8 protein-coding genes are annotated in these 15,106 nt (G+C 35.3%); 7 read left to right on the top strand and 1 reads right to left on the bottom strand.

Translation table 11 applies throughout. From position 1 onward, the window contains the following. Positions 1-37 precede the first annotated feature (37 nt). Positions 38-2,044 carry an NAD-dependent DNA ligase LigA gene (ligA, locus tag A0O34_RS03405; protein ID WP_066751187.1) on the bottom strand — a complete coding sequence of 669 codons (2,007 nt, stop codon included), beginning with the start codon at positions 2,042-2,044 and terminating at the stop codon, positions 38-40. 241 nt (positions 2,045-2,285) lie between these two features. Here ligA and A0O34_RS03400 point away from each other — a divergent pair, with 241 nt between their 5' ends. From A0O34_RS03400 to prmA, 7 genes are all read left to right on the top strand, one after another. Continuing rightward, on the top strand, positions 2,286-5,375 hold the full coding sequence (locus A0O34_RS03400; RefSeq protein ID WP_066751184.1) for a TonB-dependent receptor: 3,090 nt from the start codon (positions 2,286-2,288) through the stop codon (positions 5,373-5,375). Positions 5,376-5,555: 180 nt separating this feature from the next. Further along, a complete protein-coding gene (locus A0O34_RS03395) occupies positions 5,556-6,302 on the top strand; it encodes a glycerophosphodiester phosphodiesterase family protein (protein WP_066751182.1) in 747 nt (248 codons plus the stop codon). A gap of 385 nt (positions 6,303-6,687) precedes the next feature. Then, entirely contained in the window at positions 6,688-9,663 is a 2,976-nt protein-coding gene (locus tag A0O34_RS03390) for a SusC/RagA family TonB-linked outer membrane protein (protein ID WP_066751180.1), read from the top strand. Between the two features lie 11 nt (positions 9,664-9,674). Beyond that, positions 9,675-11,123 carry a SusD/RagB family nutrient-binding outer membrane lipoprotein gene (locus A0O34_RS03385; RefSeq protein ID WP_066751179.1) on the top strand — a complete coding sequence of 483 codons (1,449 nt, stop codon included), beginning with the start codon at positions 9,675-9,677 and terminating at the stop codon, positions 11,121-11,123. 199 nt (positions 11,124-11,322) lie between these two features. Beyond that, on the top strand, positions 11,323-12,900 hold the full coding sequence (locus A0O34_RS03380) for a calcineurin-like phosphoesterase C-terminal domain-containing protein (protein ID WP_066751171.1): 1,578 nt from the start codon (positions 11,323-11,325) through the stop codon (positions 12,898-12,900). Between the two features lie 337 nt (positions 12,901-13,237). Next, positions 13,238-13,951, top strand: coding sequence for a 3-ketoacyl-ACP reductase (locus tag A0O34_RS03375; protein ID WP_066751168.1), 714 nt, complete (start codon positions 13,238-13,240; stop codon positions 13,949-13,951). A gap of 315 nt (positions 13,952-14,266) precedes the next feature. After that, entirely contained in the window at positions 14,267-15,094 is an 828-nt protein-coding gene (gene prmA / locus A0O34_RS03370) for a 50S ribosomal protein L11 methyltransferase (RefSeq protein WP_066751165.1), read from the top strand. Positions 15,095-15,106: the final 12 nt, after the last annotated feature.

The raw sequence follows: 15,106 nt of genomic DNA, 5'->3' as shown, positions 1-15,106 counted from the left end.
TCTCAATGGCTTATTATGTTAAATATTTTCAATGATTCTATTGTTTCTCAATCAAATCCAAAAACTGCTGTTCATCAAGAATTTCAATCGTTCCGATGTCTTGAGCTTTCTTTAATTTACTTCCGGCTTTTTCACCTACAACAAGGAAATTAAGGTTTTTGGAAACTGCCGAAATATTTTTTCCGCCGTGTTTTTCTACCATATCTTCTGCGGATTCTCTTGTGAATAAAGATAATTTTCCGGTGAAAAGAAAAGTTTTTCCATCCAAAACATTAGATAAAACTTCATTCGTATTTTCTCCTTTTTCAAGCTGAACGCCGTAAGATTTCAAACGTTCAAGCATCAAAATATTTTCAGGATTTGCAAAGAAATCAACGATGCTTACTGCGATTTTTGTTCCGATATCTTCAACCTGACAAAGTTCTTCTGCGGTTGCTGCTTTTAAGTCATCGATCGTAGCGAAATTTTTGACTAATTTCTTCGCAACTGTTTCTCCCACGTGTTTTATACCAATTCCATACAGTACTTTTTCAAACGGAATTTCTTTAGAATTTTCGATTCCTGTGATAATATTCTGAGCAGATTTTTCCGCCATTCTTTCCAATGGAAGAAGTTGCTCTTTTGTTAAAGTATAAAAATCAGCAGGATTTTCGATTAATTTTTCTCTGTAAAGTTGTTCAATGGTTTCGCTTCCAAGATTATCGATATTTAAAGCTTTTCTTGAAACGTAATGAATCATTCTTCCCACAACCTGTGGAGGACAATGAAGCTCATTCGGACAAAAATGAATGGCCTGATCAACAATTTTCACCAATTCTGTTCCACATTCAGGACAGTTTTTAATGTATTCGATCTCTTTGCTTTCGGAAGTTCTTTTCTCTGTGTTTATGCCTACGATTTTAGGAATAATTTCACCTCCTTTTTCTACATACACGAAATCGTTTTCATGAAGATCCAGTTTTTTGATAATATCTTCATTATGTAGAGAAGCTCTTTTTACAATCGTTCCCGCCAATAAAACAGGTTTTAAATTGGCAACAGGAGTAATTGCTCCGGTTCTTCCAACTTGGTAAGCAACGCTTTTTAATTCGGTCTCAACTTTTTCAGCTTTAAATTTATACGCCATCGCCCAACGTGGAGATTTTGCGGTGTATCCAAGCTGTCTTTGTTGCTGTAATGAATTGACTTTTAAAACGATTCCATCAATTTCAAAAGGTAAATTATGACGTTCTACATCCCAGAAATTGATAAATTCTTTCACTTCATCCATTGTAGAACAAAGTTTTGCCTGTTGAGAAGTTTTGAAACCCCATCCTTGAGCTTTTTGAAGCAGTTCCCAATGCGTTTCTGCAGGAACTTCTTCCGAAATATATTGATATAAAACAGAAGAAAGAGTACGTTTTCTTACTTCTGCGCTGTCTTGCATTTTTAAGCTTCCACTTGCGGTATTTCGAGGATTCATAAAAGGGTCTAAACCTTCTTCCTCACGCAGTTTATTAAGCTTATCGAAGTTTTTCCTTGTTAAATAAATCTCTCCACGCATGAAAAACTGATTCGGGAAATCTCCTTTTAAGGTCAAAGGAATATCCGAAATCGTTCTAACATTTGCTGTGATTTCATCTCCCTGAAAACCGTCTCCACGCGTTACTGCCTGAACCAACTTTCCGTTTTCATATAAAATCGAAATTGAAGCACCATCATATTTTAATTCTGCTACAAATTCTACAGGATCATCAATCGTTTTAATGATTCTTTTTTCCCAATCTTCAAGATCGTCAAAATCATAAGAATTATCCAAAGAATACATCCTGAATTTATGTTGAGTGGTCGGAAAATTCTTAGTTACAGCTCCGCCAACACGTAAGGTAGGGGAATTATCGTCATTAAATTCAGGATGTTGCGCTTCAAGATCCTGAAGTTCTTTTAGTTGGGTGTCAAACTCAAAATCTGAGATGGTGGCTTCATCAAGGATGTAATAATTGTAATTATGCTGATGTAGCTCTTCGCGGAGCTTTTCTATCTTTTGTTGAATGTTTTCAGGCATTGCTATTCTATCTTTTAAGCAAAAATAACTAAACTAATTGCATTTAAAAAAATAAGACAATTAAATATGGTGAGAAAGTTAATATCGCGTAACATATTCCAACAGATTGATTGTGTATAGGATAAAATTTATGTTTAAACTAAGTTAACATAATGTTCTAATTTAATTACAAAAATGTTAAAATTCTGTTAAACACTTTGCTCCTAAAGTCAAGGTAGCTTTGCACAGCTAATTTGAAGATATGAAAAAAGTAAAGATTGTATTAGGGTTATTGTTTTTGAGCTTTGGGACGCTTGCGTATGCACAAACCACGCAGGCATCTATTGTTGGAAAGGTTATTAATGCCGGAAACAGCGCTCAGGAGAAAGTAAAAGTAACGATCGTAAATGAGTCCACAGGTTTCAGAACGGAAACCGAAACCAACTCAAAAGGAGAGTACATTTTTAAAGAAATTCCTCTTGGCGGACCTTACACGGTGATCGTTAATGATGAGAAAAAAGAAGGCTACACGGTGAATTTTGGTGATCAGGTGACGGTAAATGTTGATTTGGCAAATAGAGAAAAAAACATCGAAGAAGTTGTCATCACAGGAAACCTGAAAAATAAAATCGGAAACTTAGGAGCTGCAACAGCCATTTCTGCTAAAAATATCGGGATTTTACCAGTGAATGGAAGAAATTTCACTAACCTTACAGAACTTTCTCCATTAAGTGGAAAAGGAGGAAATTTATCCGGACAGTTAGGATCTTCTACCAACTTTACGATCGACGGTATGACCGCGAAAAACCCAACATCAGCGGGAGCTACAACAAGCCGAAGCGGTGCACCTTTTTCAATCTCGATTGAAGCTGTTCGTGAATTTAAAATTACAACCAACCAATACGACGTTACGCTGGGAAGAAGTGGAGGAGGAACGGTAAGTGCTGTTACAAAATCTGGAACGAACAAATTTTCAGGAAGCGCTTGGGAATATTTGAGAACAAATTGGCTTTCAAGTCCGTATGATATCAGAGGAAATAAAAGAACGAATGACTTCTCAACGTCTCAGTTCGGATTTTCATTGGGAGGGCCAATTATTAAAAATAAATTACACTTTTTTGTAGCTTGGGATCATCAATTGGATTCAAGACCGTTGGTGATTGCGGATGTTCAATCTAAAGAAGATGCGTTAAGATTTGGGGTTACGAATGAAACGCTTAACCAGGTTTTAGACATCGGAAGAGCAAAATATGGTATTGGAAACTCGCCACAATTCGGAACTTTTGATAAAGTAAGAAATTCTGATGCAGGATTTTTACGTTTAGACTGGCAGATTAACCCTAAAAACTTGTTAACCATAAGGAATAACTTTACTTACGATTTAAATAAAAACGGATTAACTGATAACACAGCGATCAATTTCTTTGAATCTTATGCGAATGATAAAAACTTAGACAACAGTTTGTTATTAACGTTGAGATCAAACTTAAAACCTAATGTAACCAACGAATTAAAAGCACAATATTTATATACTTTCCAGGACAGTTATCAGAATGATCAGTTGGGGCATCCGGTTCCTAGAGGGATTGTAGAGCGTGTGCAATCGGTTATTGATGATAAAAATAAGCCAACGACAAGTATTCAGTTTGGAGGACATCGTTTTGCGCAGGAGGGTTTTAAGAATAATGTTTTTCAGATTGTGGACAACTTATATTACAACACAGATAAAATTAAATATACTTTCGGTGCAGATTTGATGTACACCGGTTCAAAATCAATATATGGAAGTGAGGTTAACGGAAGATTTCATTTTGATGGGTTAACCAATTTTAATAACCTTGTTTCAAACAGATTTTACAGAGAAGTTCCTTTGGTGGATGATACTTCTGTAAGATCTAATATCTGGAATATTGGTATTTATGGGCAAATTCAGACTAAAATTGCAAAAGGTCTGGATTTAATGGCTGGTTTAAGACTAGATTATGGAGGTTATCCGAAAGCTGAACTTAACCAAAAGTTACTTGATGAAATGGGAATCAGAACCGATAATCAGATCAAATCATTCATTATCCAGCCAAGATTTCAGTTTGAGTGGAATATTAATGAAGGAAATAAAGATTTCTTGAAATTCGGAGCCGGAATTTTCTCTTCTGACATTAATAATTATATGGTTATTAATAACTTGGTTTTTGATGGGAAGCATTTTGCAACAGTAGATGAGAATCCTTCAAAAATTGGCTTGACTCCTGATTTTGTAAGTTATAGAAATGATTACGGAACAGTTCCTAAACTTGCTCAATATCAGCTTCCAACAATAAATTATACAGGAGAAGATGCTAAAATCCCGATCGTTTATAAAGCAAATATTTCTTATACTCATTTCTTTAATGAAAGATTCAGAGCGGGAGTTGCAGGATATATGGCTTTGGGAAGAAACAATTATTTCTATTATGACAGAAACATGAAGGTAAATCCTTTATTCACGCTGGATAATGAAGGTGGAAGAGGAGTATTTGTCCCTGTGAGCACAATAAATCCTACAAATGGAAAAATTGATTGGAAAGAGGGAAGAATCAACAAAAACTTCGGAAGAGTTCTGGAACTTGTAAGTGACGGTAAGGTAAATCAGTTCTCATTTGTGGTTGACACAAGTTACCGTTATTGGAGAGACGGAGAAATTACCGCAAGTTACACATGGTCTGATATTAAGGACAATACTTCTTACAACGGAAACGTAGCGAATTCAGCGACATTGTCTACACTTGTTCAGAGCGATCCGAGAGATTTAAGAATGACGTATTCGGATAATCAGTTCCGTAATAAAGTCGTGTTGTATGGTAACTCACCAACGATCGCAGGATTTACAATAGGTTTAAGATATTCAGGAATTGGGGGAACGCGTTTCTCTCTTACTTCCGGAGGTAACATTAATGGAGATTTCGTTGATACTAATGATTTGGCGTATATTTTCCCGAATCTTACTCAGCCTTTGCTTGATGATCCAGAAGTTGGAAAAGCGTTAAAAAATTACATTACCGATTACAATAACAATATTGCAGAAAGAAATGGTGGTAAAAACGGTTTCTATGGAGTTTGGGATATTCGTGTAGCGAAAAAAATAAAATTTGATAAAATCGGAGCATTTGAACTTTCGGTTGATATTTTTAACCTAGCGAATTTACTTAACAAAGAATGGGGCGTAAACAAATCATACGGAAACACGGCATTGTACAGAATTGACAAGTTTGACCCGATTACAAAACAATTTGTGTATTCTAAAAATACCAGTGGTTTAGCACCTTTATCAGGAAATCCATACCAAATTCAGATTGGAGCAAAGTATAGTTTCTAAACAAAAAATAAACGGTGAATGGTCAATTTTGCTTTACAAGTCAATTGTTAATTATAAAACATTTACTTTTAAAATTGACAACGAAGTTAATTCACCATTGACCATTGATCATTCACTTTTAAAATTATTACCTTTATCTAAAAGTCTCACGGCTTTTTAATATTAATATCTAATTATATTATGAAAAATTTTATCTTAGGGTTAGCAGTTTTAAGCACAGTTTCAATGAAGGCACAAACCCAGATTATCGCACACAGAGGTTATTGGCAGACGCAACCTCCGACAACGGAAAATTCAATTAAATCATTAGAAAATGCCCAGAATTTAAAAATTTATGGAGCTGAGTTTGATGTAAGAATGACGAAAGACGGTGTTTTGGTCATCAATCATGATGAGCATCATGCAAAAATGGAAATTTCTGAAACTACTTTCAAAGATTTAGAAAAAGAGAAATTATCAAACGGTGAAAATTTCCCGACTTTAAAAGATTATTTAAAGCAAGGAAAAAAAGACAAATCGTTGAAGCTGATTGTTGAGATCAAGCCTGATAAGACAAAAGAAAAAGAAGATGAACTGACAGCGAAAACGATCAAAATGATTAAAGATATGAAGCTGGAATCTCAAAGTGAATTCATTTCTTTCAGCTTAAATATCTGTAAAGAAATCAAAAAATTGGCACCTACATTTAAAGTGCAATATCTGAACGGAGAATTGTCGCCTGAACAGATCAAAAAAGAAGGTTTAGACGGAATCGATTACCATTACAGCATTTTCGATAAAAACCCAACATGGATTTCTGAAGCTAAAGCATTAGGTTTAATCACCAATTCTTGGACGGTAAATGACGCAGCGGTTTATGACAAATTAAAAGCTCAGGGAATCGGTTTTATCACTACAAATATTCCTGATCAATTAAAAAATAAGTAATTCTTTATTAAGGTTAAGTGTTAAGCAGATTTTCCCGAAAATAAAGCTTAACTTGATATTCTTAATGATCTTAATACCAATCAACCTGTCTCTTTTTTGAGGCAGGTTTTTGTTTTTTATATCAATTTAGTTAAAAATTAAACACTCAAAAAGCTTTTTAATAAAGGGAAATTTATTATATCAAAAAAGGACAATGAAGATAAGTGAATATAGTATGCTATTCATATTAAAAGTGCTTAATTATTCAATATGTTGTTAACCAAACGAATGTGATTTTTGTTAATCATAAATTAATATTTTGTTTAATAATTCTTTAATAAATGTTAAAGTCTTGTTAAGATCGTAATCATAATGTCGGTCTAATTTTGCGCAAACAAAAAAGGATATGCGTAAAGAGACACAAAAGTTGTTGGTTTTGTCACTGCTCGGGCTCGTCAGTGTCAGTCTGACGGCTCAGGAGAAAGCTAAAAGAGACACTATTAAAAACATTGACGAGGTTGTGGTAACGGCTTTAGGTATCAAAAGACAAGACAGATCTTTGGGATATGTTGCCGAAACCATTAAGTCCGAAGAATTATTAAGAACTCAGAACAATAACTGGTCACAGGCATTGGAAGGAAGGGTTGCCGGTCTGAAAATTCAGACAGCAGGAGCCGGGCCTTTGGGAAGTTCTACCATCAAATTGCGTGGTGATATTTCCATGAATGCGAGTGAAAATAACGCTCTTATCGTTATAGACGGTGTTCCGATGAATAATAATACAACAGGAACAGGTTTTTCGGCTTATGGAGCAGGTTCCAAAGCAGATTTACCAATCGACTACGGAAACGGAATCAATACAGTCAACCCTGATGATATTGAATCTATTACGGTCTTAAAAGGTTCTACAGCATCCGCTTTATACGGTTCCAGAGGAGCAGGTGGAGCAATCATGATCACCACAAAATCCGGAAAAAGCAAGAACGGAAAAATACAGGTTTCTTTAAATTCTTATTCAAGTTACGATACCGTCTTGAAATGGCCGGATTATCAGTACGAATACGGGCAGGGAACAATGCAGAAAGACGCCAGCGGAAATTATTTTTATTCTTATCAGGTTTCGGCAGACGGACTTAATACTGGTGGAACAAGTAGTGCTTTCGGACCGAAATTCGCGGGACAGTATTTTTTCCAATATGATCCGAAAACAGAAGGTCAAAGTGCAACAAGACAATTGTGGCAGCCTTACAAAGACAATATCAAAGGTTTCTGGAAAACAGGAACTACGTTCTCAAACAATATTTCATTAGAATCTTCGAACGAAACAACATCTTTCAGGTCATCTTTAACCTATTTAAAGAATGAATGGATGATGCCAAACACGGGTTTCGACAGATTTAATGCAGCTTTTTCAGTTGATCATAAATTAAGTGAAAAATTAAAAATTGGAATTAAATTTAATTACAATAAGACGAAGAGTGACAACTTGCCTGCAACGGGTTACAGCAACCAGTCGATCTCATATTTCATGATCTTCCAGAATCCGAATGTTGATTTATCTTGGTACGCACCGATTTGGAAATCAGGGAAAGATCAGGTTGATCAGGTACATCCGTTTAGTTCGTTTATCGATAATCCATATTTGATTGCTTACGAAATGCTGAATGGTGTTGATAAAAACTTCATCACAGGAAACGTAAACCTTAATTATAAAATTACTAAAAACTTCGAAGTGTTAGTAAGATCCGGAATGGAATTGACCAACGAATTGCGTACCCAAAAAAGACCTTATAGTTCAGCTAACTACCTTCAGGGAATGTACAGAGAACAGCATATCAGGTTGATGGATTTAAATAATGATATCTTATTTACGTATAAAAATAAATTCAATGACTTTGATTTCAGTGCATCAGTCGGAGGAAATATCCGCTACACAGAATACACGATGAATGATTATCTGGCAGACGGACTTCTGAAACCGGGACTTTATACAATGCCAAATGGGATTTCAAACATCAATAAATTTGCAAAACCAAGTGATAAGCAGGTTAACAGTACCTATGCTTTGGCAACTTTAGGATATAAAAACAAAGCTTTCTTAGATCTTACGGCAAGAAATGACTGGAGCAGTACGCTTCCGCAAGAGAACCGTTCTTACTTCTATCCATCGGTTTCTACATCGTTCATTCTTTCAGATATTTTCAAGTTAACGTCTGATAAATTTAATTATTGGAAATTAAGAGCTTCATGGTCCACAGTCGGAAACGATACAGATCCTTACATGTTGATAAAATACTATAATAACAGTGATTTTTCAGGTTCTGTAGAATCTCCGGCGTTATATCCGAACCCGAATCTGAAACCTAACATGATTACAAACATGGAAGCAGGGATGGATTTCAGTTTTCTTAAAAACAGGATTAATTATTCCATAACGGCTTATCAAAACAATTCTAAAGATCAGATTGTAAAGATTCCGACATTGTGGGAAACGGGTTACAGCAATAGAGTGATCAACGCAGGAGAGGTTAGAAACAGAGGGCTGGAAATGACTTTAAATACATATCCGATTAGAAATAAAAACTTTTCATGGAGCGTAAATGCCAACTGGTCGCTGAACAGAAATAAAATTCTTTCTCTTCCTGAAGAGTTCCATGGTGAGCCTTACACAATGGCAAGTGTGGGTGGAGTAGTTTACTATAACGCGTTTGTAGGCGGTTCATTGGGTGATATGTATGGTTATGGATTGATGTATTCTCCTGACGGACAGGTGATTTTCAATGCGAGCGATGGCTTAACAGCAAAACCGACTCAAATGAAGAAGATCGGAAACGCATATCCGGAATGGAGAGCTGGTCTTCAGAATGAATTCAGATATAAAAATATTACGGTAAGTTTCTCATTTGATGGTCAGTACAAAGGAATGGCGTATTCACAGTCTCACCACAAAATGACTGAACAGGGGAAATTAGAGCATACATTGATCGGAAGAGATAACCCCGGAGGTTTGATCGTTGGAGCAGGTGTTGTACAAAATCCTGACGGTTCATTCTCTCCCAATACAAAAGGAGTGTTGGCATCGGCTTATTACGCAGATTATTACAGAAGAGCCAACGTAGAAACGAATACTTTCGATACTTCTTTCATTAAATTAAGAGATGCCAGAATTTCATATTCTTTCCCGAAAACAGTAATCGAACAGCTTAAAATCACAGATCTGACTTTAGCATTATTCGGGAGAAATCTTTGGATGTGGACGAAGTTCCCATTATTTGATCCGGAAGCTGCAACGCTTAACGATAACCAGATCACTCCGGGAGTTGAGATGGGGCAGTTGCCGACAGCCAGAACGGTAGGTATTCAGCTTAATGTTAAATTCTAAAATTTAAAATCATGAAAAAATTACTTTTAAATATTTTATTAATTACAGGAATTGGTTTTGTTTCAGTTTCTTGTGACAGGAATTTAGATGAGGTTAACGTTGATGAAAGTAGAATCAATGAGCCTGTAGCTTCAAAATTATTAGTTCCGATTCAGTACAATATGTCTGCAATCAACTACATGAGAGCAAACGATTTCACATTTGATATCATGCAGGTTTCTCTTGATTTTCCAAACGAAGGAAACTCTCTGAGTCGTTATTATGTAACAGAAAATACAGGTGCCGGTTTTTGGAACAACAGCTACAAATGGCTGATGCAGATCAGTGATATGAAAAAAGCGGCAATAAGAGATAATGATGTTAATTATCAGGCAATTGCAATGGTTTTGAATGCTTGGGTTTACTCAAATCTTACTGATACTTATGGTGATGTTCCGTTTTCAGAAGCTTCCAATTTGGATGGAGGTATTTCTCAGCCGAAATTTGATAAGCAGAAAGATATTTATATTCAATTATTGAATGATTTAAAAGCCGCAAATTCACTTTTCGTTACTACGAAATTACTGACAGGTTCTGACCTTTTTTACAAAGCAGAATCCGATGCCAACGGAATTATAAACTGGAAAAAATTCTGTAATTCTCTTTCATTGAGATTATTGACAAGGATTTTAAAGAAAAACGGTGAAGTAAACGTTAATGAAAGAATTCAGGAGATCATCAATAATCCTTTGGTTTATCCGATTTTCCAGAGCAATGCTGAGACTGCAAAATTAAACGTAACCGGAGTTTCCCCACTTCTTCCTCCGATCGCCAGACCGCAGGATTTTACGACAGGAAGAGCTGCTTCTGCATTTTTTGTTGAAACTTTAAAAGCAAATAATGATCCGAGAATGGCTTTGTTTTTTGGTCAGGCAAAAGATTTGGCAAGTGTAAATATTGGGTATAAAGGGGCTCCATCAGGATATACTTACGGAACGGTATTTAATTATCAGCCTTCAAACATGAATCAGAATTTAGCAAAAGCTCCATTAAATATTTTGATTTATCCATATGCAGAATTACAGTTCACCTTAGCAGAATTAGCAAACAAGGGAATTATTCCCGGAAGTGCGCAGACTTTCTATGAAAATGGGGTAAAAGCAACCATCGAACAATGGGGTGCTGTGATGCCTGCTAATTATTTTGCTAATCCTGTTTTGGCGTATGACGGTTCTTTAAGCAAAATATATCTTCAAAAATATGTTGCTTTATTCTTTGTAGACCAGCAGCAATGGTTTGAAAAAAGAAGAACAGGTTTCCCAATACTTCCCAACAATGGCGGACTTTTAAATAACGGAGATCTTCCTCAAAGATTAATGTATCCTCCAAATCCAAAGGTTTTGAATACTGCCAATTATCAAACTGCAGTTCAGCAAATGGGAGGAGATAATATCAACCTTAAAACATGGTGGAATCAATAATAAGTTGAAAAATTTAAGTGAATAATTAAGCTAAGTTTAAATTAAAACATAAAAATTAACCACAAACTTAAGCATAAAAATTAACCACAAAGTTTGTCATTCCGTAGGAATCTAAACTAAGTTTTTCCAAGATTGTTGAGATCCTTGCAGGATGACAAAGAGGATTTGAAAATAAAACCACCTTAATAATTAAAATAAAATGAATATAAAATTTTTAATGCCCTGCTTACTAATTTCAGCAATGGCATTTTCTCAAACCTCTGTTTCAGGATATGTATTTGAAGACACTAACAAAAACCTGAAAAAAGAAAATAAAGAAAAAGGAATCGAAGGAGTAGCGGTTTCAAACGGAACTCAGGTAGTTTTGACTGATAAAAGCGGAAGATACAGCTTACCAATTCAGGAAAATCAGACGGTTTTTGTGATTAAGCCTTCAGGATATATGACTCCGGTGAATGGAAATAATTTACCTCAATATTACTATCAATATAAACCAAAAGGTTCGCCTGCAGATTTTAAATATAAAGGAACTGCACCGACTGGAGAGCTTCCAAAAGAATTAAATTTTGCATTAAATAAGCAAAACGAAAGCAAAAACTTCGATATTTTAGTTTTCGGAGATCCTCAACCTTACACAGAAAAAGAATTGGATTATTTCAAAAGATCGATTGTAAATGAGGTTAAAAATACCAAGAAAAATGCAGTGTTAGGAATTAGTTTAGGTGACTTGGTTGGAGATAATTTAAGTTTACAAAAACCTTACGCAGATGTAATGAAAGAAGTTGGTTTACCTTGGTATAACGTGATGGGGAACCACGACATGAACTACGATGCAAAAGAAGATTTACTCTCAGACGAAACGTTTGAATCTAATTTTGGACCTGCTAATTACTCTTTCAATTATGGGAATGTTCACTTCATTATTTTGGATGACATTTTGTATCCGGATCCGAGAGATGGAAAAGGTTATTGGGGAGGTTTTCGCGAAGATCAGTTGAAATTCGTGGAAAATGACCTTAAATTAGTTGATAAAAGCAAATTGGTTGTCGTTTCTTTCCACATTCCGTTGGATCATAAAAACGAAGATAATTTCAGAAATGCAGACCGTCAGAAATTATTTGATTATCTGACACCTTTTCAAAATGCTTTGATTTTATCGGCCCACACGCACATCCAACAACAAATTTTCTACGGAAAACAAGCAGGTTGGAACGGGTCAAAAGATCTTCACGAATTTAATGCAGGAACAACTTGCGGTGACTGGTGGTCCGGAACGGCAGACGATGCAGGATTGCCGACTTCAACCATGAGAGATGGTACTGCAAAAGGGTATTCTTTCATCAGTTTTAATGATAATCAATATAAAGTTAAATACAAAACAGCCGGAAAACCGGAAGATTATCAGATCGGTTTATATGTTCCGAAAGCAATTCCTAGCAGAACTTCTGCAAAAATCTTGGCTAATTTCTTCATGGGAAGCAAAAAAGACAAGGTAGAATACAGAATCGACGGCGATCAGTGGGAAGCAATGGAGTATGACGAAACCTTGGATCCAAACTTTGTAATGTCAGTTTTCAAATGGGACGTTACTCCAAATCTTTTACCGGGAAGAAGACCTTCAAACCCGGAAATGTCAAAACACATCTGGACAGGTGCTTTTCCTAAAAAATTAACATTAGGAAAACATAAAGTTGAGGTAAAAGCAGTGGATATGTATGGAAATCAGTTCACAACAACACAAGAATTCGAGGTTCAAAACCCTATTCTTATTCCTTAGTTTTTCATTTTTTATTATACTTTCAAGAAACCGACTTCATGTGGAGTCGGTTTTATTTTTTTTGATTAAAATTTAAATCTGTTTTAAACACAAATGAACACAAATATTTTTCACGAATAAACACAATTAAAACGTGTGATATTATAAATAGGAACGGGCTTTAGCCCGTTTGTTGAAATTAACAATTCAATTGGCTTTAGCCAAAACTTAAAAATATTTAATTAAAACTTTTGTGGTTAATAAATTTGTGTGATCTGTGAAAAATATTTGTGTTCATTTGTGTTTCAATCAAAAATCCCTTTCGTAAATTTGCTTAAACGAATAAAATACTATCAAAATGAACATACAGGGAAAAAACGCTATCGTTACAGGCGGAGGAAGAGGTCTTGGTAAAGCGGTTGCTTTGGCATTGGCAAATGAAGGAGTGAATATCGGAATTACAGGTAGAAACGAAGAAAACCTTAAAATGACGGTTGATGAGATCCAAAAATTGGGTGTCAATGCATGTTATGCCGTTTTCAGTATGGATAATGAAATTCACGTGAAATCAGGAATCGAATCTTTGGCAGAACAGTTGGGCGGAATCGATATTTTAATCAACAACGCAGGAATCGGAGACTTTGGAACGATAGAAGAAATGCCTTCTGAAACTTGGGAACAGGTGATTAAAACGAATCTTTTCGGAGTATATTATGCTGCAAAAGCAGTTCATCCTTTCATGAAAGCAAAGGGTGAAGGAGATATCGTCAACGTAGCATCAACAGCTGGATTAAAAGGTGGTCCGAATATGTCAGCATATGCAGCTTCAAAAGCAGCGGTTGTTTCTTTATCTCAATCCATGATGGCGGAATGGAGAAAACAAAATATCCGTGTCATCACATTAACGCCAAGTACAATCGCTTCTGATATGTCGATCCAAGGTGGATTAACAGACGGAAACCCTGAAACAGTTCTTCAACCGGAAGATTTCGCAGAATGGGTAAGAGATATTTTAAAAATGAACAGAAGAGCTTTGATTGCGAACGGGTCTATTTTCTCTACAAATCCATAAACGGTTTAAAATTTAAGATTTTGAGTTAAAAATTTTCTAATTTTAAATTTGAAGAATAATATCAATAGGAGTGGGCTTTAGCCCACTTTTTTTATACATAAAACTAGCCAAAACTTAAATAATTGCCTAGATCCTTCCAAGATGACAAACTTAATGATAATCATGACGCGATCTTTGCTGAGTGAAACGCCTTTGCGAACGAAAATATGCATATCAATTTTAATAAACCTTTGCGCTCTTTGCGTTAAAAAAAACAAAAGCACAATATTCCAATAAATCAAAAAAGTAGTTTTATTTTTGCAACAAATTATTCACATGCAAAATTATTTAGAATTCGATTTCAAGATTTCTCCGCTTCAGCCTTGGAGTGATATATTAATGGCAGAGCTTATCGAGATAGGTTTTGATAGCTTCACAGAAGAATTGGAGGGTATTTTAGGTTATATTCAGAAAGATTTATTTAAGGAAGAGGAACTTAAAGCATTACCACTTTTCCAAAATGAAGACGTTAAAATTGAATACACTTTCAAAGAAATGCCTAACATTAATTGGAACGAAGAATGGGAAAAGAATTTTTCACCAATAAATATCGACGATAAAGTATTGATCAGAGCAGAATTCCACGAATCGGTTCCGGGAATGCATGAAATTATCATTCAGCCTAAAATGTCTTTCGGAACGGGGCATCACCCGACAACGCATTTGATGATCCAACAGATGATGGATATTGATTTTAATGGCAAAAAAGTCTTAGATATGGGTTGTGGAACTTCGGTTTTGGCGATTTATGCCAAACAAATCGGAGCAGCTGAAACAAAAGCAATTGATATCGACGAATGGTCAGTTGAAAATTCAAAAGAAAACTCAGTAAGAAACGGAGTAGAATTAGATATCGAACAAGGAACTGCCGAAAATTTAGGAAAAGAAAATTATGATATTATTTTAGCGAATATCAACCGTAATATCTTGATTTCAGATATTCCGACTTATGTTTCAGTGTTAAATGATGGCGGAAAATTATTGCTTTCAGGATTATGTTTCTTTGATGTTGACGATATTTTAGAAGTTTGCAAAGAAAATGGACTTGAATTGAAAAAACAACTTCAACGTGAAGAATGGGTAAGTTTATTGCTTGAGAAATAAAACACCGCAAAA

Source organism: Chryseobacterium glaciei, assembly GCF_001648155.1.
GTDB lineage: Bacteria > Bacteroidota > Bacteroidia > Flavobacteriales > Weeksellaceae > Chryseobacterium > Chryseobacterium glaciei.
Note: the sequence above shows the minus strand (reverse complement) of the source record. Positions and strands in the feature narration are given on the sequence as shown.

Bases quoted from the DNA above. Each gene is read 5' to 3' on its own strand.
- ligA (WP_066751187.1), bottom strand. From the start codon at position 2,044: ATGCCTGAAAACATTCAACAAAAGATAGAAAAGCTCCGCGAAGAGCTA.
- A0O34_RS03400 (WP_066751184.1), top strand. From the start codon at position 2,286: ATGAAAAAAGTAAAGATTGTATTAGGGTTATTGTTTTTGAGCTTTGGG.
- A0O34_RS03395 (WP_066751182.1), top strand. From the start codon at position 5,556: ATGAAAAATTTTATCTTAGGGTTAGCAGTTTTAAGCACAGTTTCAATG.
- A0O34_RS03390 (WP_066751180.1), top strand. From the start codon at position 6,688: ATGCGTAAAGAGACACAAAAGTTGTTGGTTTTGTCACTGCTCGGGCTC.
- A0O34_RS03385 (WP_066751179.1), top strand. From the start codon at position 9,675: ATGAAAAAATTACTTTTAAATATTTTATTAATTACAGGAATTGGTTTT.
- A0O34_RS03380 (WP_066751171.1), top strand. From the start codon at position 11,323: ATGAATATAAAATTTTTAATGCCCTGCTTACTAATTTCAGCAATGGCA.
- A0O34_RS03375 (WP_066751168.1), top strand. From the start codon at position 13,238: ATGAACATACAGGGAAAAAACGCTATCGTTACAGGCGGAGGAAGAGGT.
- prmA (WP_066751165.1), top strand. From the start codon at position 14,267: ATGCAAAATTATTTAGAATTCGATTTCAAGATTTCTCCGCTTCAGCCT.